This is a genomic window from Streptomyces sp. NPDC058157, assembly GCF_042884105.1.
Taxonomy (GTDB): Bacteria; Actinomycetota; Actinomycetes; order Streptomycetales; family Streptomycetaceae; genus Streptomyces.
Genome location: NZ_JBHVUQ010000001.1, coordinates 23618 through 48870 on the forward strand (window position 1 = coordinate 23618; position 25253 = coordinate 48870).

Below are 25253 nucleotides of genomic sequence, written 5' to 3' on the forward strand. Positions count from 1 at the left end.
CCTGGGATTCGGACCGGCCATCTCGCCGCTCTGTCCGGAGCAGCGCATGCGGACTCTAGCAGCCCTAAAGACCGGCATCTACCCGGCTTTTACCTACTTTGAAGTAGCAGATGCGTAGGCGCGTGCGGTGCCTTCCCCCAGCCGTCCCACGGAGCGGCTGTGGCTCCACGTGACCGCAGGCCGCCGCCCGGCGAACGTGTCCGGAGGTGCCGGTTGGTGTTCACGGGACGTGCGGTGGCCCTGGTTCAGGGCCACCGGCTGGATCGGGGCCTCCAGCACTCAACAGGCTTGCCCGCGAGCGACCTTGCGGCTGTGCAGCAACAAGGTGCCGCGCAGGTGGACGTCGCTCTCATCCGCTCCATACCCCAACTCGCCGCCGCCGTCCCCGACGTGACGCGACCCCCGGGTGAACAGATCAGTAACCCGGGTGAAGCCGTCACCAACCCTGCCGAGACGGTCAACTCCACCACTGCCTTCAGAACCGGGTGGCCCAGGACGCGTGCAGCGCGTTTCCTGCCCCCACCGCAGCTGAGTGATCAACCGGGGTCGCGGCTCATGACAGGCTGTCCTCCTGAGCACTGAGGGGAGCCATGGCAGAGGTCGGTGGATGGATCTGGGAACGCAACCTGCGGTCGTTCCTGGAGTTGCTGTCGCACTACGTGGGCTACGAATTCGATGCCACCGACTGGGAGACGGTGGCACTGGCGATCGAAGCGACCGACGGCTGGTATTCGTATCCCTTGGTCGGCGAGCACCGCGAGGTCGAGATTCGGCTTGCCCGCGAGGTCGGCGGCGATGAGTTCAGGCTGGCCGTGAACGGGGCTCTGACGCCCGAACTGGAAGTCCGAGTGGACACCTTGATAGCCGCCTTTGCAGCCGGCTGACCAAGGTCAACTTGACCCGTCAGCCGCATGAGGTGTCTTTCATCTACGGGAGCGGCGGCACTTGGTCCTGACTTGCGACACCCCATGCGCCCGACGGCTCCACCCCGCTTCACGAGTCGCAGGCAGCGAGGTTGTTGTTCAACCTGCGGCCCCGCCGGCCTGCTCTCGAGCAGGGATGAAGACGGCTACGTAGTCCTCGAACCCCTCGCGGAGACCCCATTCCTCGCGGACCATAGCGGCTTCGTACCGCGCTCGGGACTCCTCTCGGCCCCTGGCGTAGACGTGGACCGTATAGATCGTCGCTGGGTTAAGCGTCAGGGTCGGGGCATACCCCTGGCTACCCGGAAGCCAGCCCAACGCTGGCACGGCAGGGCCGGTGTGACGTCCGACGCGTCCTCGCCACAGGCGGGTCATACGCCCGACCCGCACATCACGAGGTCGGCATCAAGCCTCGACGAATCAGATGGGCGGCAGGCTCAGGCGTTCCACCATTCGTCGGTGCCACATCCGACCTCGTAGTACCACCATCCCTCTGTCTGCCCCTGTACCAGGAGAGCCTTGATCCCGGCGAAGTCCGCGCCTGCCGGTGCAGTGAAGGCCACCATGGGAAAGTCCTCGGTGAAGACCTCGCCTCCGAGCTCGAACACTGAAGGCGCTGATGCACCGCCTGCGGACTCCGTCCCAGGGGACCGGTGGGCACGGGCAGCACACGGATCGTGCAGTTGCCGGACGAACTGACCTGCCCGACAGCCCAGTGGAGTGCGTCGGCGTCGGTCTGGTATCGCACTACATCGCTCTCGGCGACCCCGTTCTAGAGAAACGGGATGTTCTGCACGCACACCGTGTCATCGCCGAGCGGCGTCGCCCACAGGCCCTCGGTGTCCTGGGAGAACCATTCCTCGCGAGGGACGAACCGGAACGAGACCTTGATCTTCTCGGCTACCTTCTCGTGACGGTCAACGAGGCGTCGCACCGGGTCTGAGCTGGGGATCAACCCCAGCCGTCACGGCACGACCGGCGGTTGGAGGACAAGGGAAAGCGCGTCGGCGCACCTGCCTGCCAGGTACTCGGCCTGGGCGGCCGGTCCTGGGCGGCCGAAAGCCCCGTGATCGAACATCAACATCGCACTGTGCCGCGAGTCCGGGCGGTCGTCCGGGGCGAAGGCGCAGACCGGCAGGTCTCCGCCCACGGTACGGGCCAGCCACGTCATGCAGTCGTTGACGAAGGAGAGCTCCGCTCCACGGACGGCCGACCGCACCGGGCGGGGGTCGCTGAACCCGTGGACCAGCATGGCCCCCGTGCCTCGATCGGCACGCTGCACGTTCTCGTCCGCCCAGCGGACCAAGGCTGACGCAGCTCCGGAACGTCGCAGGCGCGTAGCTGGGTCGCGGCCGCGCCGCAACCTGACGGCCATCGGCGAGCCCGGCGCAGTACTCGAGCGGACGACCGGAACTGGCCGGCATCGTCGCAGGCAGTACAGGCCCCGAAGCCGATTCCTGTCGCCGTCAGTGACCGGGCCGACTGTCTGCGGCAGAGGTACGAGCCTGGACCTGCGACAGGGTGATACGACGGCGCACGAGATCGACGTCGATGATCTTCACGGTGAGGACGTCACCGACCTCGACGGCGTCTCCGAACGGTTCATCCAGCTCGCTGGTGTGCACGAGTCCCTGGAGGCCGTCCTCTCGGTCCTCGACGCGGACGAAGACTCCGAACGGCACGGTCTTGGTGACCGGCCCGGTCACCACCTGGCCGGTCCTCTGCGCCACCTGTGGCCACGGGTCTTCCTGCACTGCTCGGAGCGACAGCGGTACCCGTTCCCTGACCATGTCGACGTCGAGGACCTCGGCTGTGACCTCCTGGCCGACGCTGACGACATCGGACGGCTGGTCGAAGGGACGCCATGACAACTCTGGGATGTTGATCATTGCGGTGAATCCGCCGATGTCCACGAAGGTGACGCCGAAGTCGGCGATGGTCGTCACGGTGCCGGTGACGACCTGGCCGCGCCGCAGGGTCTTCAGGAACGCCCAGTCCCGGTCGCTGGGCGTCGGCACGGTCTGCCAGCGAGCGCGCAGAACGCCGTCGCTGTCGGGCAGCACAGCGGTGAACAGCGGCAGATCCTCACCCGCATACATGGATACGACGCCGGCAGCACGCGCGCCGGCGAGCCGGGCGGTTACCGCGTCGAAGTCGGTCTCGTCCACGACCGTGCTCGCGATCCGCCCGTCCTCGTCCTCCCAGACGATCTCCACGAGGCCTTCGGCGGGCAGAGCGGCCACGGCCTCGTCGACGTCGGTAAGCAGGTCTGGCCAGACTGCCAGCTGTGCGCGTGGGGCCAGCCGGGAACGCACGCTGTCGATGTTGTCGCGCGTCAGGCGGTGCCACCGGGAGGCGTTGCCGGCGAACAGCTCCTCCAGGAACACCGCGCGGTAGGCATTGACGGTCCAGCACAGGCGGGCCCAGAAGTCGGCGTCGGCCGGCCGCTGCACGTACGCGGGGTCGTCGGGGACGAAGTCGTACGGAGAGGCGTCCAGCCGTTCCGGGAACAGGCCGAGCGCGCTGGTGCGGGCCAGTGCCGTTTCGCAGGGCAGGTCGCTGCCGATGTAGAGGTACTGGTCCCATCCGACGTGCACGGTGAACCCTCCTCCTGCCTCCAATCGGCACCAGAGGCCGTGGTCGCGGAGCATCGACCGGACGAGTTCCAGGCCGGCGGCTATCGGCACCAGAGCGCCGTCGTGGAACCCGGCCGGGAACAAGTCGGCCAGGCCGTAGCCGTCGATCGGTGGTTCCAGGCCGAAGTGGGCGAAGCCCCCGAGCTGTGGCTCGCGGATCTCCAGCTGGTCGATGCCTGCCGCCTCCGCGAAGGCGGCGATTGCTGCCAGGTACGCCTCCTCAACCGGCCCGTGGTCACTGACAGGGTCCTCGTCTCCGGTGTAGTGACCGCGCTCGTCACGGTCGGCGGGGTCGTACTTGGTGATCTGGTAGACGAACGTCGGCACGCTGCTCCCGAATGGTCTGTAGGGGATCCCAGCGTAGGTTCCGGCGCCGAGTCCGCGGCCAGGATTTTCTAGGAACGACCCAGGTCGCCCAGGCTGAGAACCCTCTGCGCACCGAGTGGGGCGCGCTTCACGCCCGGCCTCGCATTCGAGCGTGCGTTCTCGTAGGGGCGACCTCTTCCGCACCACCCCAGGAAGGCCCTGTGCCCACCGCCGCCCCCGCACCCGCCCGCCCCGGACCGGCAACCCGGGCAGTGCCGTTCTGGGTCCTGGCCCGGGGCCAGCCACCGGGTCAGGTTCCCGGCAGCAGCCGGGCCGCAGCGTCGCGGCGGACGATCGGCTTCAGGTGGCCCGCCTGCTGCCCCACCAGGGGCGGGCAGCTCAGCCGGGAGCGAAGCTCCCTCTCGGGCCGGGCCGGAGCGAGACAGGCCAGCCCGACACCGCTGTTCTCGCCGCGCGTGGCCACCCACAGCCTCCGCTCGTCCGGCTCGGCCCCGGCACGAGCACCCGGCCGTCGTCCGCCCGCCGGACCGCGTTCACCGGCACCGGGATCGGCACGGGGTACGGCCCCGTGCCGGGCCGGGCTCGATCAGCCGGCGCTCTGGCGGTCCACGACGTCGCAGTCGGTGTAGGCGGCCGGCCTCGTCATCAACGCGGCGAGGGCCTGCGCGAGCTCATTGGTCTCGGCGGCGTCGCTGTTGGCCCTGGCCGCCTCGGGGGAGTCGAACTCGACCACGGCGAGATACCGGTTGGGATGGGCACGGTCCCGCAGCAGCGTACGGCCCACCGGGGTCCCGGTCCGTTGCTGCGCGCGGGCCCGCTCCTCGTACCCGCGCAGCAGCTCGCGGACCTCGTCGATGCGGTCGGTCTCGAAGTCGATGATCTGTGCGAACTTCATGGTCCCGGCTCCTGACGGTGCGGGCGGCCCCTAGATCGGCCTCCTGGTCTCCAGCAAACACCGTCCCGGGCGCCTCAACGGGCCGGGACACGCCGCTGGGTGGTGGACCCGCCCCGGTTCACGAGGGCCCGGGCGAGGCGCGTCGGCGTCATCAGCGCTCGTACGCGGAGAAGGGCCCAACGCTCTCCCTCCGGTCCGGACGCCGATGACGAGGTCTTCGTAGGGGAACAGGTCGCCGACGCCGCCGATGCGCTCGCGGAAGGCACGGTCCTCCTTTTCGTCGCCCGTGGCCGCGTCGTATACGTACAGGTGCTCGCCGTACTTGCAGGAGGTGAGCAGGGCCATGACCTGGCCGCCCTGCGCATGCGGTCCGCCGGGCGTCGAGGGCCACGGTCCATCGGGCCCCGCCGTCGGAGGGGTCGAAGGAGGCGAGCTTGGCCTCAGTGCCGCAGGACACAGGGCGAGGATCTGCTTCGGCGCGGCGGACCCCTTCCCCGGCGTACAGCCGGTGGGTATGGCGGCCGTCCAGCGCGGCGCGCCGGTGCGCAGGTCGAATGCGCGCACGGTGTTGCCGTTCGGTCGAGCGCGGCGACCGTCGTGCAGTCGTGGGGGGGGCTCGCCGTACGCGATGAGTACGACAGAGCCGGTGGCGGCGTGGTGCAGATGTCGTTCCGGCGCGGCGGCAGGTACTCCCACCGCTGCCTCCCTCCCTGAGCCGGCGTCGAAGCCGGTGACCGTGTCGAAGCGGCTGCGGGCGAGGGTGTCGCCGTCGAGCCAGGCAGCACGGCGTAGGGGACCGGTGAGCGACCGGTGCCGCCGTGCAACGCCGGGGCAGTGGTGGCGGGGTCAGACCTGGCCGGGGAAGCGGCGGTGCCGTTTCGTCTCCCACCCGGCGGGCAGCCGCGACGTCGAGAACGTAACGGCCGACGGGGCCCAAGGGGCCCCGTGGCGGTGCCCGTCGAAAGGAACAGCTCCGTGATCAACCCATCCGACGCGCTCGCCATGAGCGCCACGGGTGCCGTGTTCACCTCGGCACTCGGCGTCATCATCGTCATCCTGCTCGTCGGCGCCGTGTGGTGGGGCATGAAACGGCGCGCCGCCGAACCCCAGCCGCCCACCACCGCCCAGCAGCCCCGACGGCCCGCGGACGCCGGGCAGCCCGAGGAGCGCCGCGAGGCTGAGGACCAGCCGTTCCCCACGGACGGCAGCCGGCGCACGGCACACGAGCTGAAGGGCTACGGCAACTTCGGCTCCCCCGAAGACGAGCGGTCCTGACCTGAGACACGGAGCCGACCGGGCCCGGGGGGAAGGCCACCGTTCTGCTTCACGCGAGGGCCTGATCGTCCTGCAGAGGTCTTGGCAGACGTCGTGGGCCGGGGCGATGGCCAGCGAGGGCAGCGGGTCGTTCCTGAACGACGAGCCCGCCTCGTAGACGGGGCGCGGGGTGGTCAGCCAGTCGCGGCCGGCGGCGGCCAGGGTGCGCAGGTCGAGGTAGTGGTCGCGGTGGCGCACCCGGTTCAGGGTGTGTTCCTGCATGCCGGGGGTGGCGGCGGGGACCGTGAGCTCGGAAGAGGCGCGGGGACCGGGCGGACCCGGAAGCCGCGAGCCCGGGGCGTACGCCGGGTCGGCGCCCTCGATCAGCGGCACATCCCCCTCGCTGTTCCGTTCGTCGCGGGTCGCGGTGAACTCTGCGGGCCCCAGCCCGAACGACTCCACCGTTACCGTACGGCGGAAGGCCGGCGAAGCCGCCGGATGGACCGGCTTCGGCGCCGAAGTCGCCGGCGTGACCGTCGGCCGCACGCTGATCGGCGCGGCAACCGGCCGCGACACCCTGCCCCAGGGCGTCGCCCGTGCCGGCGTCGAGTTCGTGTTCCACGTCTTCGGGCGCGGACGGTAGGGCCGGGGCGTCGGCTCCTTCGCCCGGGCCGCGTGCCGTGCTTCCGGGTGTCACGGGATTGCGGTACCGGGGTTTTCTCCGGGCTCGTCGGGGCTCGTCAAGAAGCGTGTTTGTGGGACTTTCGGGACCGTCCGGCCGTCGCGGACAGTGGCCTCACGTCGTCGTTGATCGACCGATCCGACTGAGGAGACTGACCACCGCATGGCCACTCACGACCCCCGGCCGCTGCCCCTGACCCCGCCGCAGAACGGCGTCTGGTTCGCGCAGCAGCTCGACCCCACCCGCCTCGACTACACCATCGCCGAGTACCTGGAGATCCGCGGGGCGGTGGATCCGGAGCTGCTCACCGAGGCGGTGCGCACGATGGTGGCCGGGACCGAGACGCTGTGCGTGCGCTTCGCCGAGGTGGACGGGGTGGTGCACCAGATACCCGCCGGGCCGCCGCCGCTGCGGATGGAGACGGTCGACGTCAGCGGCCACCCGGACCCGGACGCCGAGTCCGAGCGGCTGATGCGCGCCGAGCTGGCCCGGCCGACGGATCTGGCTGCCGGGGACGTGTGCCGGTACCTCCTGGTGCGGACCGGTCCGGCGGCCTTCCGCTGGATGCAGGGCTACCACCACCTCGTCGCGGACGGGGTCACCGGCTCGATCCTCGCGCGGCGTACCGCGCAGGTGTACTCGGCGCTGGTCGCGGGCGAGCCCGTGCCGGACTTCGAGAGCGCGCCGTGGCGGCGGATCGTGGCCGAGGAGGAGGAGTACGCGGGCTCCGAGCGGTGCGCGGCGGACGGGGAGTTCTGGCGGGGCCGGGTGGAGGGCTCCCCCGAGCCCGTGTCGTTCACCGGCCGGGTTCCGGCGCCCGCCTCGGGTACGACGGTGCGGGTGAGCGGGGACCTCGACCCCGCCGACGCCCGCGTCCTGCGCGAGGCGGCGCGCCGGCACGGCACGCGCTGGTCGGCGCTGGTGATGGCCGCTGCCGCCGCCCACCTGCACCGCGCCGGCGGCACCGAGGACGTGGTCCTGGGCCTGCCGGTCACCGGCCGCACCACCCCGGACGCCCGTCGCACGCCCGGCATGTTCTCCAAGGTGCTGCCGCTGCGGCTGGCGGTCGGCGCGGACACGACGGTCGGCGAGCTGCTGCGCGCCACCTCGGCCGGCATCAAGGAGGCCCTGCGCCACCAGCGCTACCGGATCGAGGAGTTCACCGGGACCGGACCCCGGCTGTGGGACGCCGCCGTCAACCTCATGTCCTTCGACTACGAGTTGTCCTTCGCCGGTGCTCCCGCCTTCGCGCACAACCTCTCGGTCGGCCCGGTGGAGCACGTCTCCCTCAACGTCTACGACCGCGGCGGCGACAGCCCGCTGACCGTGCAGGCCGAGGGCGACGCCGCCGACGTCGACCGCGAGGAACTCGACGCGCTGCGGGTGCGGTTCACCCGGTTCCTGGTCGCGCTCGCCTCGGCCGAGGACGGGGACGCGGTCGGCTCGCTGCCCTTCCTGACCGCCGAGGACGAGGAGCGGCTCGCCGTCTTCGCCGAGGGCGGCGTCGGCCCCGGGGCGGGGGACGCGACGCTGCACGCCCTCTTCGAGGAGGCGGCGCAGCGCAGCCCCGAGCGGGCCGCCGTCGTCTGCGCCGGCCAGGAGGTCACCTTCCGTGAGCTCGACGCCTGGGCCGAGGACATCGCGGACCGGCTGCGGGCGGACGTCGCGCCGGGGACCCCGGTCGGCGTCTGCGTGGAGCGCTCCCCGTCGATGGTCGCGGCCCTGCTCGGGGTCCTGAAGGCGGGCGGCTGCTACGTGCCGCTCGACCCCGGCCTGCCCGCCGAGCGCATCGCGTACATCGTGCGCGACGCCGGGCTGCGCACGGTCGTCGCCGGGCCGGGCAGCCGCGACCGGCTGCCGCACGACCTGCCGGGGGTGGTCGACGCCGGTGCGCCGGCAGACGGGGCTGCGCCGGGCCGGATGTCGGTACCGGTGCCAGGTGCGTCCGCCGCGTACCTGCTGTACACGTCGGGCAGTACGGGCGAGCCGAAGGGCGTCGTCGTCCCGCACGCGGCGGCCGTCGACTTCGTGCGCGGCCACCTCGCGCTGTGCGGCGGTTCCGAGGGGTCCGGGCGCGCGGAGCGGTTCCTCGGGTTCGCCTCGTTGTCGTTCGACGTGTCCGTCCTGGACGTGTTCGGTTCCCTGCTGAGCGGTTCCACCCTGGTCCTGGCCACCGACGCCGAGCGGGTCGACGTCGACCGGCTCCAGGCGTTGCTCGCCGAGCAGGCGGTGACGGTCGCCGACCTGCCGCCGGCCCTCCTGCCGCTGCTGGATCCGGCGGGACTGCCGGCGCTGCGGTTCCTGTCCACGGGCGGTGAGGCCCCGTCCGGGGACGCCGTGGACCGCTGGGCGACGGACGGCCGCGAGGTCTGGAACGCGTACGGGCCCACCGAGGCGGCCGTGTCCGTGACCATGCACCGGGTGGTGGCGCCCTCGCACGGCCGGATCCCGCCGATCGGCCGCCCGATGGCCAACCACCGTGCGTACGTCGTCGACCGGGGGCTGCGGCTGCTGCCGCCGGGAGCGACCGGCGAGCTCTGCGTGGCCGGTGCGGGTCTCGCCCAGGGGTACGCGGGGCGCGCGGCCATGACCGCCGACCGTTTCGTGCCGGACCCGTTCTCCGGTGTGCCCGGGGCGCGGATGTACCGGACGGGCGACCTCGTGCGCTGGACGCCGCGGGGCGAACTGGAGTTCGTGGGGCGGGTGGACCGCCAGGTCAAGATCAACGGCCACCGGATCGAACTGGGTGAGATCGAGGCGGTGCTCGGCCGGCAGCCCTCGGTGGGGCAGGCCGCGGTCGTCGTGCACTCCCCCGCGGGCGGCACCCGCCGGCTCGTCGCCTTCGTGGCACCGCCGGCCGACGGCGGCCCGGTGCCCGAACCGGACGCGCTGGCGGCGGAGTTGGGCCGGGTCCTGCCGGGCTACATGGTGCCCCGCACCTTCGTGGCGGTGGACCGGCTGCCCCTCACCCCGGGTGGGAAGGTCGACCGCGCGCGGCTGCACGTACCCGAGGTCGTGGAACGTCGGGAACGCCCCGAGCGTGCGTACGGCGCCACCGAGCTGGCGCTCGCTGAGCTGTTCTCCGAGGCCCTCGGCACCACCGCGACCCCCGACGACAACTTCTTCGAGCTCGGCGGCGACAGCATCACCGCCCTCGGCCTGACCAGCCGGGCGCGGGCCCGGGGCTTCTCCTTCACCCTGCGCGAGGTGTTCGCGCACAAGACCCCGGCCGCCCTCGCGGCGGCCGTCGGCGAGCCCGGCCACGGGAGCTCCGCGGCCGCCGCCGCTCCGGCCGTCGCGGAATGCGGTCCGCTCCCCGCGACACCCGTCATGCGCTGGCTCCTCGACGGGCCGGGCCCCATCGGCCGGTTCAGCCAGTCCATGGTGCTGACCCTGCCCGAGGGCGCGGACGATCCCACGCTCGTACGGGTCCTGCAGTCGGTCGTGGACCGGCACGGGGCGCTGCGCCTCGGGGTGACCGCCGGCCCGGAGGGCCCGCTGTGCACCGTCGGCGAGCTCGGTTCGGTCGACGTGTCCCGGCTGTTCCACACCGTCGACGTGGCGGGGTCGGGCGCATCCGTCCGCGCCGCCATCATGGCGGAGGCGGCCCGGGAGGCGGCCGGACAGCTGGACCCCGCGGCATCGGTGATGCTCCGGGCCGTGCGCTTCGACACCGGTGGGGCGGCGGCGGACCGGCTGCTGCTGTGCGTGCACCACCTGGCGGTGGACGGGGTGTCGTGGCGGATCCTGGCGGCCGACCTGGCCGCGGCCTGGGAGGCCGCCGTCGCCGGGCGTCCGCTGCCGGCCGCGCAGGGGGAGGCCTCGTTCCGCGCGTGGGCCCACCATCTCGAACTCCGGGCGCTTTCCCCGGAGGTGCAGGCCGAGCTCCCCTTCTGGCGCTCGACGCTGGAGGGCTCCGGGGACGTCCCGGACCCGCGGGAGCCCTGGCAGCGGATCCCCGACCCGGTGCGCGACACCGCCGGCGCCACGCGCACGCTGACGCTCGACCTGCCCGCCGAGGTCGCCGGCCCGCTGCTCGCCGGGGTGCCCGGCGCGCTGCGCACCGGCCCGGCCGAGGTGCTGCTCGCGGGTCTGGTCCTCGCGGCCCACCGGCTGCGCTCCCCCGGCAGCGCCCTGGGGTCGCTGCTGGTCGACCTGGAGGGCCACGGCCGCGTCGACCGCACCGGCCGGCACGACCTGGCGCGCACCGTGGGCTGGTTCACCACCCAGTACCCGGTCCGGTTCGACCTGGACGGCCTCGACATGGACGCGGCGGCCCGGGGCGGCGACGCGCTCGCCGAACTGGTCGCGCGGATCCACGCGACGGTCGCCTCCGTACCGGACCACGGCACGGGCTTCGGGCTGCTGAGCAGGCTCGATCCGCGAGCCGCCGCAGAGCTGTCCGGGCTTCCGCGCCCCCGGATCCTGTTCAACTACCTGGGCAGGTTCGCCGGCGGCGGCGAGGCGCCGTGGAGCCCCGCCCCCGAGGCGGGCGGCCTGCGGGCCGAGGTGGATCCCGCGATGCCCGTCGAGCACGCCCTGCAGATCGACGCCATGGCCGTGGACGGCTCCGGCGGTCCCGCCTTCACCGCGGTCGTCACCCATCCCGCGGACCTGTGGACCGACGCCGAGGCGGACGCCCTGGTGGCGGCCTGGGGCGAGGCCCTGCGCCTGCTGGCCGGCTGGACGGGCACGCCCCGACCGCGCCGCCTCACCCCCCGCGACCTGCCGCTGGTCCGGCTGACGCAGCCGGAGACGGACGCCCTGGCCGCGCGCTACGCCGGGCTCTGCGACGTGCTGCCGCTCTCGCCGCTCCAGGAGGGACTCTTCTTCCACTCCGCCTTCGACACGGGGGCGATGGACGCCTACACCGGCCAGATCGTCCTCACCCTGGACGGCGCCCTGGACGAGGACACCCTGCGGGCCTCCTGCGACCGGCTGCTGCGCCGCCACACCGCGCTGCGCTCCGCCTTCACCGACCGGGGTCTGGACGGGCCGGCGCAGGTCGTCGTCGAGTCCGTCGAGGTGCCGTGGGACGCCGTGGACCTGGGCGGACTCGGCTCCGCCGACCGGGAGCGGGAGTGGCGGCGGCTGCTCGCGGCCGACCGGGCCCGGCGCTTCGACCTGGAGCGGCCGCCGCTGGTGCGCTTCACCCTGGTCCGGTTCGGCGCGGCCGAGCACCGCCTCGTCATGACGAACCACCACATCGTCTGGGACGGCTGGTCCTCGGCGGTGCTGCTGCGCGAACTGCTCACCGGATACGCGGAACGGACCCCGGCCGCCGAATCCGGCGCGGTCGCAGAGGCGGTCCCGTACCGTGCGCACCTGGACTGGCTGGCCCGCCAGGACGACGGCGCCGCCGAGACCGCGTGGAGCAACGCGCTGGCCGGGCTGGAGGAGCCGACCCTGCTGGGCGCGGCCGATCCGAACCGGATCGACGCCCTGCCCGAGCGGGTCCCGGTGGAGCTGTCGGCCGAGCTGACGGCCCGGCTCACCGCGCGGGCCCGTACCGCGGGCGTGACCCTCAACAGCGTGGTCCAGGGCGTCTGGGCGATGCTGCTGGGCCGGGTGACCGGGCGGGAGGACGTGGTGTTCGGCGGGACCGTCTCCGGGCGCACCGCCGACGTCGCGGGCATCGAGGACATGGTCGGCCTGCTGATCAACACGCTGCCCGTGCGGTTCCGGATCCGCGAGGACGAGCCGCTGCTGGCCGCGCTCGGCCGGTTCCAGGACGAGCAGGCGGAGCTGATGGACCACCAGCACGCCGGACTCGCCGGCATCCAGCGGGCGGCCGGGCTGGGCGCCCTCTTCGACACCACGGTCGTCGTCGAGAACTACCCGCTGGACCTGGAGTCGATGCGGGACCTGGCCGGCGGGCCGCGGCTGGCCGGGGTGGAGGGCTCGGACGCCACCCACTACACCGTCAACCTCATCGTCCTGCCCGGGGAGCGACTGCGGCTGCACCTGGACCACCGGGCGGACGTCCTCGACACGCGGACGGCGCGCAGCCTGGGCGAGGCGCTGGAGCGGCTGCTCACGACCGTCGCCGACGCCCCCGACACCGCGGTCGGGGAGGTGGACCTGCTGTCCGCGGAGCAGCACCGGCTGATCCGGGAGTGGAACGGCACCGCGGTACCGGTCCCCGACACCACGCTGGTGGAGCTGTTCGAGCAGCAGGTGGCCCGGACGCCCGAGGCCCCGGCCACCGTCTTCCGCGGCGAGCGCCTGACGTACGGCGAGCTCGACGCCCGGGCCGAGCGGTTGGCCGGGATCCTGCGCGCCCGGGGCGCCGGTCCGGAGGAGATCGTCGCGGTCGCCCTGCACCGCTCCACCGGGATGGTGGTCTCGCTGCTGGCCGTGCTGAAGGCGGGGGCCGCCTACCTTCCCGTGGACCCCTCGCTGCCGGCGGACCGGATCGCGTACCTGCTGTCCGACGCCCGGCCGGTGCTGCTGCTCGCGGACGACGCGGTGGCGGCGGCGCTGCCGGTCTCGGCGGAGCTGCCCCGGCTGGATCCGGGGGCCGTCCACGACGGCGGCCCCGCCGCGGCGGGGCCGGCGCCGCGGCCCTCGCACCCCGCGTACGTGATCTACACGTCCGGGTCGACGGGGCGGCCCAAGGCCGTCGTCGTGGAGCACTCGGCCATCGTCAACCGGCTGCTGTGGATGCAGGACCGGTACCGGCTGGGTGCGGACGACCGGGTGCTGCAGAAGACCCCCTTCGGCTTCGACGTGTCGGTGTGGGAGTTCTTCTGGCCGCTGATCACCGGCGCGACCCTGGTGGTGGCCGAGCCCGGCGGGCACAAGGACCCCGCCTACCTCAGCCGGGTGATCCAGGAGGAGTCGGTCACCACCGTCCACTTCGTCCCGTCCATGCTGGCGGCGTTCGTCGAGGATCCCGGGGCGGGCCGCTGCCGGTCGCTGCGGCGGGTCGTGTGCAGCGGCGAGGCCCTGCCCGAGGAGCTGAAGAACCGGTTCCTCGATGTGCTCGACGTGCCCCTGCACAACCTGTACGGGCCCACCGAGGCGGCCGTGGACGTCACGCACTGGGACTGCCTGCGCGAGGACGTCGGGCCCGTGCCCATCGGCCGGCCCATCTGGAACACCTCGCTGTACGTGCTCGACCCGCGGGGTCGGCCCGTGCCGGTGGGGGTCGCCGGCGAGCTGTTCCTGGCGGGCGCGGGCCTGGCCCGCGGATACCTGCGGCGCCCGGCCCTGACCGCCGAGCGCTTCCCGCTCGACCCCTTCGGCCCGCCGGGCTCACGCATGTACCGCACCGGGGACCTGGCCCGCCACCGGGCCGACGGGTCGGTGGAGTACCTGGGCCGCACCGACGACCAGGTGAAGATCCACGGCTTCCGGATCGAGCTCGGCGAGATCGAGACGGCGCTGGGCCACCTGGACGGCGTCGGCCGGGCCGCGGTCGTCGTCCGCGAGGACGTCCCGGGCGAGCGCAGGCTCGTCGGATACGTCGTCCCGGAGGCCGGGGCGGACCCGGCGCCGGACACCGAGCGGATGCGCGCCGAACTGGCCCGCTCCCTGCCGGAGTACATGGTGCCGGTGCTGGTCGTCGTGGACGGGCTGCCCGTCACCCCGAACGGCAAGCTCGACCGCAGGGCGCTCCCGGCTCCCGCCGCGGCGGCCGCCACCGGCTACGAGCCGCCCGCCGGGGAGACCGAGGAACTGGTCGCCATGGTGTGGGCCTCCGTACTGGACGCGCCGCGGATCGGCCGCCACGACGACTTCTTCGCCCTCGGGGGGCACTCGCTGAGCGCCACCCGGGTGGCGGCCCGGCTGCGCCAGTCCCTCGGCCTGGACCTGCCCCTGCACACCCTCTTCGAGCAGCGGACCGTCGCCGCCCTCGCCATCGCCGTCGAAACGGTGCTGCTGGCCGAACTGGAGGCCGAACCGGCCCCGTTCGCCGCCACCGACACCGCCGTTCCTTCACTCGTACTTCAGGGAGAGACCTCGTGACCACCCAGGAGAGCCTGCCGGCCGCCGGCACGGACAGCCGCCTGGCCGCCGCCCGTGAACTGCTGCGCCGCCGGGTGCGCGCCGCACTGGACGACACGGCGGCCGGTCCGGCCACCGCGCCGGCGCCGGTCCCCGCTCCGGCCGCGGACGGGCCGGACGCCGAGCCCGTCGCCTCGTTCGCCCAGGAGCGGATGTGGCTGGTGGACCGGATGGCGGACGGCACCCCCGGCTACGCCATCCCCGAGGTCGTACGGCTGCGCGGCCGCCTCCACCCGGAGGCGCTGCGCCACGCCCTGACGGCCGTCGTGGCCCGTCACGCACCGCTGCGCACCGTCTTCGAGGAGCGCGACGGCCTCCCGCACCCGGTGGTCCTGCCCGCCCCGGCCACCGTCCCGCTGCCCGTGCTGGACCTGGGCGAGGCCCCCCTCGCGGAACTGGAGGAGCGGGCCCACGGCCTGGCCCGGGAGGAGGTCCGCAGACCCTTCGACCTCGCGGCCGGCCCGCTGCTGCGCGCCCTGCTGATCCGGCTCGGCGCCGAGGACCACCTGCTGGTGCTGGTGGTCCACCACATCGCCACCGACGGCTGGTCCATGGGCCTGCTGTGGCAGGAGCTGTCCGAGGGCTACGCGGCCCTGCTCGCGCAGCGGCCCCCGGCGCAGGCGCCGCTGCCCCTGGACTACCAGGCGTACGCCCGCACCCAGCGCGAGAGGTTCGCGAGCGGCGCGATGGACGGATCGCTGCGCTGGTGGGAGAAGTCCCTGGCGGGGCTGGAGGCCCTCGAACTCCCCGCGGACCGGCCCCGTCCCACCCGTCGCAGCGGCGACGGCGCGAGCCTGGAGTTCACCCTCGACGCCCGCCTCACCACCCGGCTGCGCGGGATCGCCGAGGGCGCCGGCGCCACCCTCTTCATGACGCTCCTGGCCGGCTTCCAGGCCACCCTGGCCCGCTACGCGGGCAGCACGGACATCGCCGTCGGCACCCCGGTGGCCGGGCGCGACCGGGTCGAACTGGAGCCCCTCGTCGGGTTCTTCGTCAACACCGTGGTGCTGCGCGCCGACCTGTCGGGCGAGGTGGGCTTCCGTGAGCTGCTCGGCCGGGTCCGCCGGGCGACGGTGGACGCATACGACCACCAGGAGGTGCCCTTCGACCGGCTGGTGGAGCACCTGAGCCCCGAGCGGGTCGGCGACCGCAACCCGCTCGTGCAGGTGACGTTCGCGTCGGCCCAGGACGAGACGGCCGGGCTGCGGCTGCCGGGCCTGGACGCGCGGGCCGTCCGCACCGACTTCGGCGGTTCCCTCTTCGACCTGAGCGTCTTCGTCTCCGAGGGCGCCGAGACCTGCTCCGGCTCGCTGGTCTTCGACACCGACCTGTTCGACCGGGCCACGGCCGAACTCGTCCTCGGCCACTACCTGGAGCTGCTGTCCTGCGCCGCCGAGGAGCCCGACCGTCCCCTGGCCGAGCTGCTGCCCTCCGCCCCGACCGCGGCCCGGCTCGCGGCCGAGGGGCACGGCACGGCCCGCCCGGACCTGGCCCCGGCCTCCCTGGTGGAGCTGTTCGCCGAGCAGGTCCGGCGCACCCCCGGGGCCGAGGCCGTGGTGTGCGGCGCCGACCGCCTGAGCTTCGCCGAACTCGACTCCCGGTCCGACCTGCTGGCGGCCCGGCTGGCCGCCGCCGGGGTGGGGCGCGAGACCCCGGTCGCCCTGCTGATGGAGCGCTCGGTCCACCTCCCCGTGGCGATCCTGGCCGTCCTGAAGGCCGGCGGGCTCTACGTCCCGCTCGGCGAGGGGTTCCCCGTCGCCCGGCTGCACTGGATGCTGGAGCGCACCGGCGCCCGCCTGCTGCTCGCCGATCCCGCGACGGCAGAGCACGAGGCGGTCCGCACCTCGCCCGTTCCGGTGCTCGACGCGACGGCCCCGGCGGACGGGCCCGCGGCCGCCGCACGGGTCCCGTACCCGCCGTGCTCACCGGACCAGCTGGCCTACGTGATGTACACCTCCGGTTCCACGGGCGAGCCGAAGGGCATCGGCGTCACCCACGCCAACGTGGCGGCGCTCGCCCGTGACACCGCCTTCGGCGCCGCGCACCGGCGGGTGCTGGCCCACTCCCCGCTGTCGTTCGACGCCTCGACGTACGAACTGTGGGCGCCCCTGCTGTCCGGCGGGCTGGTGGTCGTGGCACCGCCCGGACGGGTGGACACCGCCGCCCTGGCCCGGCTGGTGGAGGAGCACGGGATCACCTCGATGTTCCTCACGGCCGCCCTGTTCAACCTGGTGGTCGAGGAGTGCGTGGAGCTGCTGACGCGGGTGCGGGAGGTGTGGACCGGCGGCGAGGCCGCCTCCCCGCACTCCTTCGCCCGGGCCCTGGAGCAGGCTCCGGACACCGTCCTCGTCAACGCCTACGGGCCCACCGAGACCACCACCTTCGCCACGCACCACCGGCTGGACCCCCGCGCCGGCGCCGTCGTGGACGGCCGGGTCCCCATCGGCACCGCCCTGGACGACACCCGCCTGTACGTCCTGGACGGGCGCGGCCGCCCGGTGCCCCAGGGCGCCGTCGGCGAACTGTGCGTCGGCGGCAGCGGCGTGGCCCGCGGCTACCTCGGCCGCCCCGGCCTGACCGCGCGGCAGTTCACCCCCGACCCGTACGGCGCCCCGGGCGCCCGCATGTACCGCACGGGCGACCTGGCCCGGCGGCGCCCCGACGGCACCGTCGACTACCTCGGCCGGAGCGACCAGCAGGTCAAGATCCGCGGCCACCGGATCGAGCCGGGCGAGATCGAGGCCGAACTGCTGCGCAGCCCGCGGGTCGGACACGCCGCGGTGGTGGTCCGCGAGGACACCCCCGGCGAGCAGCGCCTGGTCGGCTACGTGGTGCCCTCGGAGGGCCGGGTGGCGAAGCCGCCGGAGCTGCTGCGGGCGCTCGCCGAGCGGCTGCCCGCGTACATGCTGCCCTCGGTGATCGTGCCGCTCGACGCGCTGCCGGTGACACCGAACGGCAAGCTGGACCGGCGCGCGCTGCCCGCACCCCCCGAGGAGGGGGTGCTCCGGGCCGAGTTCGCGGCGCCGGCGACCGCGGCCGAGGAGCTCGCCGCGGCCGTGTGGGGCGAGGTGCTGGGCACCGGGCGGATCGGCCGCCACGACGACTTCTTCGCCCTGGGCGGCCACTCGCTGCGGGCCACGCGCGCCGTGTCCCGGCTCGGCGCCCGCCTGGGCACGGGGGTGCCGCTGCGGCTGCTGTTCGAGCACCCCACGCTGGAGCGGTTCGCGTCGGCGCTGGACGCCCTGCGCGGTGACGGCCCCGGCACCGCCGCTCCGGCGGCGGCCGCGGTCACCGCGATCGGCGCCCGGCCGGCCGGGGAGAGCGCGCCGCTGTCGTTCGCGCAGCAGCGGCTGTGGTTCCTGGACCAGCTCCAGCCCGGCCGGCCCGACTACAACATCCCCGTCGCGGCCCGGCTGCGGGGCGCGCTGGACGCCGACGCGCTGGACGCCGCGCTGTGCGCGGTGGTGACCCGGCACGAGGTGCTGCGCTCGCGGATCACCGAGGGCCCGTCGGGCCCCGTCCAGGTGGTGGAGGCGCCGGAGGTCTTCGTCCCCGTCCGCACCGACCTGGGGGGCCTGCCCCGCGAGGAGGCCCGCTCGCGGGCGCTCGGCCTGGCCCACGCGGACGCCGCCGCCCCCTTCGACCTGGGCTCGGCGCCCCTGCTGCGGGCCCGCGTGGTGCGGGTCGCCGACGACGAGCACCTCCTCGTCCTGGTCCTGCACCACACCGTCGGCGACGGCTGGTCGATGCCGGTGCTGTGGCGGGAGCTGTCCGGGGCCTACGCGGCCCTGCGCCGCGGCGAGCGTCCGGAGCTGGCGGAACTGCCGCTCCAGTACGGGGACTTCGCGTACTGGCAGCAGCGCCGGCTGGCGGGCGGGGAGGCCGACGCGGGCATCGCGTACTGGCGGGCGGCCCTCGCCGGGCTCCCGGCCCTGGAGCTGCCCACCGACCGGCCGCGGCCGCCGGTGCGCTCCGGCGCGGGCGACGCCTTCGTCTTCGAGGTCCCGGCCGAGCTGGCCCAGCGGCTGGGCGCGCTGGCCCGGGAGCGCGGCGCCACCCTGTTCATGGTGCTGCTGGCCGGTTTCCAGGCGCTGCTGGCCCGCTACACGGGCCAGGCCGACATCGCGGTGGGCTCGCCCATCGCGGGCCGCGACCGCGCCGAGCTGGAGCCGCTCGTCGGCTTCTTCGTGAACACCCTCGTGCTGCGCACCGACCTGTCCGGCGACCCGGCCTTCGGTGACCTGCTGGGGCGGGTGCGCCGCACCGCGCTGGCCGCCTACGAGCACCAGGACGTTCCGTTCGACCGGCTGGTGGAGGAGCTGCGGCCGGAGCGCGACCTCGGCCGCAACCCGCTGTTCGACGTGCTGTTCCAGCTGCATCCCGAGCAGCTCGCCGCCCTGCCGCTGGACGGTGTGGAGGTCGAGAGCCTCGACACCTCCAACGGGACGGCCAAGTTCGACCTCAGTCTCGCGATGACCGAGCACCCCGGCGGACTGACCGGCACCGTCCAGTACGCGACGGACCTCTTCGAACGGGCCACCGTCGAGCGGTTCGGCGCGCACTACCTGCGGCTGCTGGCCGGGGCTGCCGAGACCCCCGACGCGCCGCTGTCCCGGCTAGACGTGCTGTCGCCCGAGGAGCACGCCGCCCTGCTCGGTGAGGAGTCCGCGCCGCGCACGGACGCGTCGGCGGCGCGGACCCTGCACTCCCTGGTGGCGCAGCAGGCCCGGCTGCGGCCGGACGCCCCGGCCGTGACCTGCGAGGGCCGCACCCTCGGTTACGCGGAGCTCGACGCGGCCGCCAACCGGCTGGCCCACCGCCTGCGGGAGCTCGGCACCGGCCCCGAGACCCGGGTGGCCGTCCTGGCCGGCCGGGACCCGCGGATGCTGGTGTGCGTCCTCGCGGTGCTGAAGGCCGGCGGCGCCTACGTGCCGCTCGATGCGGGACACCCGGCCGAGCGCGTCCGGACGGTCCTCGCCGACAGCGGCGCCCACCTGGTGCTGACGGCGGGCCTGCCCGGCGGGGCTCCCGCGGACCTGACCGGGGACGTACCGGTCCTGGACCTGGACGCCGAGCGGCACGTGGTGGACGCGCTGCCCGCCACGGAGCCGCCCGTCCCTGCCTCCCCCGCGCACCTGGCCTATCTGCTGTACACCTCCGGTTCCACCGGGCGCCCCAAGGGCGTGGCCGTCACGCACGGAGCCGTCACCGGCTACCTGGAGGCGCTGACCGCCACCTTCGGCCTCGGTCCCCAGGACGCGGTGCTCGCCCGTACCGCGCTGACCTTCGACCCGTCGGTGCGTGACCTGTTCGCCCCGCTGACCACCGGCGGGCGGATCGTGCTGGCCTCGCAGGACGAGGCCGGGGACCCGGAGGCGCTGGCCCGGCTGCTGCACGGCGAGGGTGTGACGGCGCTGCTGTCGATCGTCCCGTCCATGCTGGAGCCGTTGGTCGCCGCCGTCACGCAACCCGCTCCCGCGCTGCGGCTGGTGATGACCACCGGCGAGGCGCTCACCCCCGGGCTGGCGCGCGCCGCCCACACCTTGGGCGTGCCCGGGCGGCTGCGGCTGGTCAACCAGTACGGTCCGACGGAGTGCACGAACACCACCACGTACCACGTGGTGACGGACGCCGACATCGAGGCGGGCCGCATCCCCATCGGGCGGCCGCTGCCCGGCGCCCGGGTGCTCGTGCTCGGCGAGCACCTCGAACCGCTCCCCCGGGGTGCGATCGGTGAGCTGTTCATCGCCGGCCGCGGGGTGGCCCGCGGCTACCTGGGCGATCCGGCACGCACCGCCGAGGCCTATCCGCCGGACCCGTACGGGCCGCCCGGCGCGCGCATGTACCGTACCGGCGACCTGGCGCGACTGCGGTCCGACGGGGTGCTGGAGTTCCACGGCCGCCGGGACAACCAGGTCAAGGTCCGGGGTCACCGGATCGAACTGGGCGAGGTGGAGGCCGCGTTGCTGCGTCATCCGGACGTGGCCCGGGCCGTGGCCGCCGCGCACGGCGAGGGCGAAGGCCGGCTGCTCGCCGGGTACGTGGTGTGGCGCGAGGGCGGCGGTGATCCGGCCGCCGTGCTGGACTTCGTCCGCGCGGCCCTGCCGGCGGCGATGGTGCCGTCCGCGCTGGTGGTGCTGGACGCGCTGCCGCTGACCCCGAACGGGAAGACCGACCGCCGCGCGCTGCCCGCTCCGCAGGCCGGCGCGGCCGGCGGGCACCGGGAGCACGTGGCCCCGCGCACCCCGCTGGAGCGAACGGTCGTCGAGGTCTGGGAGGAGGTGCTCGGCGAGGGCCCGATCGGGGTCCGTGACCACTTCTTCGAGCGCGGCGGGCACTCCCTGCGCGCCACCCGGGTCATCTCCCGGCTGCGCGCCCTGCTGGACCTGGACATCCCGATGCAGCTGATCTTCCGGCACCCGGTGGCCGAGGACCTGGCCCGGGCGCTGGCCTCACCGGTCGCGGCGGACGCGGCGGGAGCGGCGATCCCCGCGCTGCCCGAGGGCCCCGGCCCGCTCTCGTTCGGCCAGCAGCGGCTGTGGCTGCTGGACCGGCTCCAGCCGGGCCGGCCCGACTACAACATGCCCGGTGCGCTGCGGCTGACCGGGGAGCTCGACACCGCCGCCGCCCTGGGCGCGCTGGCGGACGTCGTCGCCCGGCACGAGGTGCTGCGCTCGCGGATCGAGGAGACCGCGGAAGGCGGCGACGAGGGGGCCTTCGCGGCCCGTGTCGTGCCCGGTCCGGCCTCCCTGTTCGCCCCCGGGTTCACCGACCTCTCGGAGCTCGGTGCGCCGGCGGCCGAGGAGCGGGCGCGGGAGCTGGCCGCGCACGACGCCGCGCTGCCCTTCGACCTGACGGCGGCGGGCCCGCTGCGGGCCCGGCTGGTGCGGATCTCGGCGCGGGAGCACCTGCTGGTGATCGTGGCCCACCACATCGCCTTCGACGGCTGGTCGGTGGGGGTGTTCTGGCGGGAGTTCTTCGCCGCCTACCGGGCCCGCACCGCCGAAGGGGCCGAGTCGCTGCCCGAACTCGCCGTCTCCTACCGCGAGTTCGCCTCCTGGCAGCGCGACCGCCTCGGCGACGACGCCCTCGCGGACGCCCTGGGGTACTGGCGCGGGCGCCTGGGCGGCCTGGCGCCGCTGGACCTGCCCACCGACCGGCCCCGGCCGGCCACCCCGTCCGGGCGCGGCGGGCAGTTCTCCTTCGAACTGCCCGAGCCGCTGCTGCGGCAGCTGCGCGACCTGGGGCGCCGGCACGACGCCACGCTGTTCATGGTGCTGCTGGCGGGCTTCCAGGCCCTGCTGGCCCGCTGGTCGGGCGGCGAGGACGTGGCCGTGGGCTCCCCCATCGCCGGCCGTGACCGCACCGAACTGGAGCCGCTCATCGGCTTCTTCGTCAACAACCTGGTGCTGCGCACCGACCTGTCCGGCGACCCTGCCTTCGGCGAGCTGCTGGACCGGGCGCGGGAGACGGCGCTGGGGGCCTACGCCCACCAGGAGGTGCCGTTCGAGCGTCTCGTGGAGGAGCTGCGGCCGGAGCGCGACCTGAGCCGCAACCCGCTGTTCCAGGTGATGCTGGTGCTCGACGAGGAGGCCGCCGCGCCGCCCGCGCCGGCCGGCCTGGACGTAGAGCCGCTCTCGCTGGCCAGCGGTGCCTCGAAGTTCGACCTCTCGCTGTACTTCGTCGAGGAGGGGGGCGCGCTGCGCGGCGAGGCCGTGTTCGCCACCGACCTCTTCGACCGGGCGACCGTCGAACGCATGACCTCGGCGCTGGCCGAACTGCTCACGGCCGCGGCGGCCGATCCCACGACCCCGCTGGGCGCCCTGCCCCTGATGGGTCCGGCCGAGGAGCGCCGGATCCTGGGTGAGGGCATCGGCTCCGCCGAGCCCGCCGCCGACCGGCCGCTGCCCGTGCTCGTCGGCGAGCAGGCCTCCCGCACGCCGCGGGCGGTCGCCGTGGACGACGGCGACCGGAGCCTGACGTACGCCGGGCTCTGGGAGGTCTCGGGGCGGCTGGCCCGGGAACTGGCCCGGCTCGGTGTCGGTCCGGAGGACGCGGTGGCGGTCTGCGCGGAGCGCTCCGTGCTGCTCCCGGCGGCGCTGCTGGGCGTGCTGCGCGCCGGCGGCCTCTACGTGCCCGTGGACCCCGGCTATCCGGCCGACCGCATCGGCTACATGCTCGCGGACAGCGGCGCCCGGGTGATGGTGGTGTCGGGGCTGAACGGAGCCGCGCCGGTCCCGGACGGGGTCGCCGTGGTGGACCTCGACGCCCTGGCCGCGGACGGGAGCGCGCCGGCCGACCCCGCACCCGTGCGGCTGGAGCCGGAGCAGCTGGCGTACGCGCTCTACACCTCGGGCTCGACGGGACGCCCGAAGGGGGTCACCGTCCCGCACCGGGCGCTGGCCAACTTCACCCGCGACATGGTCCGCAGGCTGGAGCTGACGGCCGGTGACACGGTCGCGGCCGTCACCACCGCCTCCTTCGACATCGCCGTGCTGGAGCTGCTGGTCCCGCTCGTGTGCGGAGCGACCGTACGGGTCGTCGACCGCGAGACCGCGCGGGACGGCACCCTGCTCGCGAAGGAGCTCGACTCGGCGCCGGTCACGGTCGTCCAGGCCACTCCGGCCACCTGGCACCAGCTGATGGAGTCCGGGTGGCGGGCGCCGCACGTACGGGCGCTGTGCGGAGGGGAGGCGCTGCCGTCGGCCCTGGCCGAGCGGATGCGTACGGCGCTGGGCACCGTCCGGAACGTGTACGGGCCGACGGAGACCACCGTCTGGTCGACGGCCCACCGGCTGTCCGGCCCCGTCGGCGACGGGCCGGTGCCGATCGGCACGGCGCTCGCCAACACCCGGCTGCACGTCCTGGACGCGCGGCTGCGCCCGGTGCCGGTGGGTGTGTTCGGCGAGCTCTACATCGGCGGCGACGGGGTGGCCCGCGGCTACCACGGGCGGCCGGCGCTGACCGCGGACCGGTTCGTTCCCGATCCGTACGGGGCGGGCGAACGGCTCTACCGCACCGGTGACCTCGTACGCCGGCTCGCCGACGGCACGCTGGAGTACCGGGGCCGGGCCGACGGCCAGGTGAAGGTGCGCGGCCACCGCATGGAGCTCGGCGAGATCGAGTCCGCGCTCGCCCGCCACCCGCGGGTGCTGGCTGCGGCCGTGGCCGTCCACGGCACGGGCGTCGACGCCGTCCTGGCCGGCTACGTGACCTGGCGGGACGAGGAGGGCGACGTGCGCGAGCTCGGCGACTTCCTGCGCCAGGACCTGCCCGAGTACATGGTCCCGGCGGTCCTCACCGCGCTGGACCGGCTCCCGCTCACCCCGAACGGCAAGCTCGACCGCAAGGCGCTGCCCGCGCCGTCGGCGGACGCGGCACGCGGCGGGGGCGCGGGACGGATCGCCCCGCGCGACACGACCGAGCTGCGGATGGCCCGGCTGTGGGAGCAGACCCTGGGCACCTCCCCGATCGGGGTGAGGGACGACTTCTTCGCCCTCGGCGGCCACTCGCTCAAGGCGTTCGCCCTGATGGCGGCCGTGCGCCGGGAGTTCGGGGTGGAGCTGCCGCTGAACCTGGTGTTCCGCCGGCGCACGGTGGAGCTGCTGTGCGAGGCGCTGCCGGACGCGGGGGCGGCCGCCGCCAGGCTGCTGGTCCCGCTGGCCGAGGGTGACTCGGCCAGGCCGCCGCTGGTCCTCGTCCACCCGCGGGGCGGCGACGTCGTCTGCTACCGGGACCTGGTGCGGGACCTGTCCGCCCGTCCTGGGGGCGACCGGCGGATCCTCGGTCTGGAGTCGGTGGGCTACAACACCGACGAGAGGCCGCTGGAGTCGGTGCCCGAGATGGCCGAGCGCTACCTGGCCGCCCTGCGGGAGGAGCAGCCGCACGGCCCGTACCTGCTGGCCGGCTGGTCGTTCGGCGGGACGGTGGCCTACGAGATGGCCGCCCGGCTGGAGGCCGCCGGCGAGGAGGTCGCCTTCCTCGGCCTGATCGACGCGGCCGCGCCGGGGGCGGCTCCCGGGAACCGGGCCGCTGCGGCTGCCGGGCCGGTCGATCCGGACCTGCTGCGGTACGGCCTGGCCGCCGGGATCGACGCGGACTCGGCGCGCGAACTGGACGAGGAGGAACTGCTCGACGTCCTGGTCCGCCGGGGCCGGGCGGAGGGCACCCTCCCCCGTACCGCCCCCACGGAGGCCCTGCGCAGGGTGCTGCGGGTCGCCGAGGCGAACGGAGCGGCCTCCGCCGCCTACCGCACCGAGGCCGTGCTCGCCGTCGGACTGCACCTCTTCACCGTCGACGAGCGGCACCCGGAGCTCGGGACCCCGCTGGTCGACCCGGCGGCCTGGCACGCGCGCAGCGCGGGCGAGGTCCTGCGCGCGGCCGTCCCGGGCAACCACCACGACCTGGTGGACCCCCCGCACTGCGCGGTGCTGGCCGAACTGCTGGCCGCTGCCCTGCCCGCGTGACCCGCTCCACCCAGCTCCACCCCCAACCCTTCCGCATTCCCGATCCATCGAGGAGAACAC

General features: G+C 74.4%; 8 protein-coding genes and 1 pseudogene. 5 read left to right on the forward strand and 4 right to left on the reverse strand.

Annotated features, from left to right (window positions below):
* The first annotated feature begins 590 nt into the window (after window positions 1–590).
* Window positions 591–884: a hypothetical protein gene (locus ACFVXK_RS00160; protein WP_389608830.1), complete on the forward strand. Its 294-nt coding sequence runs from the start codon at window positions 591–593 to the stop codon at window positions 882–884.
* A gap of 476 nt (window positions 885–1360) precedes the next feature.
* On the opposite strand, the pseudogene ACFVXK_RS00165 reads toward ACFVXK_RS00160, so the two are convergent.
* The 4 genes and pseudogenes from ACFVXK_RS00165 to ACFVXK_RS00180 form a co-directional block, all read right to left on the reverse strand.
* A pseudogene (locus ACFVXK_RS00165) lies at window positions 1361–1857 on the reverse strand (DUF4265 domain-containing protein).
* Window positions 1858–2389: 532 nt separating this feature from the next.
* The gene (locus ACFVXK_RS00170) at window positions 2390–3886 is read right to left on the reverse strand and encodes a S1 RNA-binding domain-containing protein (RefSeq protein WP_389608831.1); all 1497 of its coding nucleotides are present in this window, start codon (window positions 3884–3886) and stop codon (window positions 2390–2392) included.
* A 289-nt stretch (window positions 3887–4175) separates the two neighbouring features.
* Window positions 4176–4349 (reverse strand): hypothetical protein, encoded by a 174-nt coding sequence (locus ACFVXK_RS00175; RefSeq protein WP_389608833.1) that lies wholly within the window; start codon window positions 4347–4349, stop codon window positions 4176–4178.
* A gap of 123 nt (window positions 4350–4472) precedes the next feature.
* A complete protein-coding gene (locus ACFVXK_RS00180) occupies window positions 4473–4781 on the reverse strand; it encodes a hypothetical protein (RefSeq protein ID WP_389608834.1) in 309 nt (102 codons plus the stop codon).
* Between the two features lie 975 nt (window positions 4782–5756).
* Here ACFVXK_RS00180 and ACFVXK_RS00185 point away from each other — a divergent pair.
* The 4 genes from ACFVXK_RS00185 to ACFVXK_RS00200 all read left to right on the forward strand — a co-directional run bounded on the left by ACFVXK_RS00185 (window position 5757) and on the right by ACFVXK_RS00200 (window position 25193).
* Window positions 5757–6056: a DUF6479 family protein gene (locus ACFVXK_RS00185; protein WP_389608836.1), complete on the forward strand. Its 300-nt coding sequence runs from the start codon at window positions 5757–5759 to the stop codon at window positions 6054–6056.
* A gap of 406 nt (window positions 6057–6462) precedes the next feature.
* Window positions 6463–6678: a hypothetical protein gene (locus ACFVXK_RS00190; RefSeq protein WP_389608837.1), complete on the forward strand. Its 216-nt coding sequence runs from the start codon at window positions 6463–6465 to the stop codon at window positions 6676–6678.
* A gap of 201 nt (window positions 6679–6879) precedes the next feature.
* A complete protein-coding gene (locus ACFVXK_RS00195; protein WP_389608839.1) occupies window positions 6880–14688 on the forward strand; it encodes an amino acid adenylation domain-containing protein in 7809 nt (2602 codons plus the stop codon).
* Complete coding sequence (locus ACFVXK_RS00200; RefSeq protein ID WP_389608841.1) at window positions 14685–25193, forward strand: amino acid adenylation domain-containing protein; 10509 nt, start codon at window positions 14685–14687, stop codon at window positions 25191–25193. The genes ACFVXK_RS00195 and ACFVXK_RS00200 overlap by 4 nt, the downstream gene beginning before the upstream one ends.
* Window positions 25194–25253 lie beyond the last annotated feature (60 nt).

What these genes read in the sequence shown, in the direction of transcription:
- ACFVXK_RS00160 (WP_389608830.1), top strand. Translation starts at nt 591, where the DNA reads ATGGCAGAGGTCGGTGGATGGATCTGGGAACGCAACCTGCGGTCGTTC.
- ACFVXK_RS00195 (WP_389608839.1), top strand. Translation starts at nt 6,880, where the DNA reads ATGGCCACTCACGACCCCCGGCCGCTGCCCCTGACCCCGCCGCAGAAC.
- ACFVXK_RS00180 (WP_389608834.1), bottom strand. Translation starts at nt 4,781, where the DNA reads ATGAAGTTCGCACAGATCATCGACTTCGAGACCGACCGCATCGACGAG.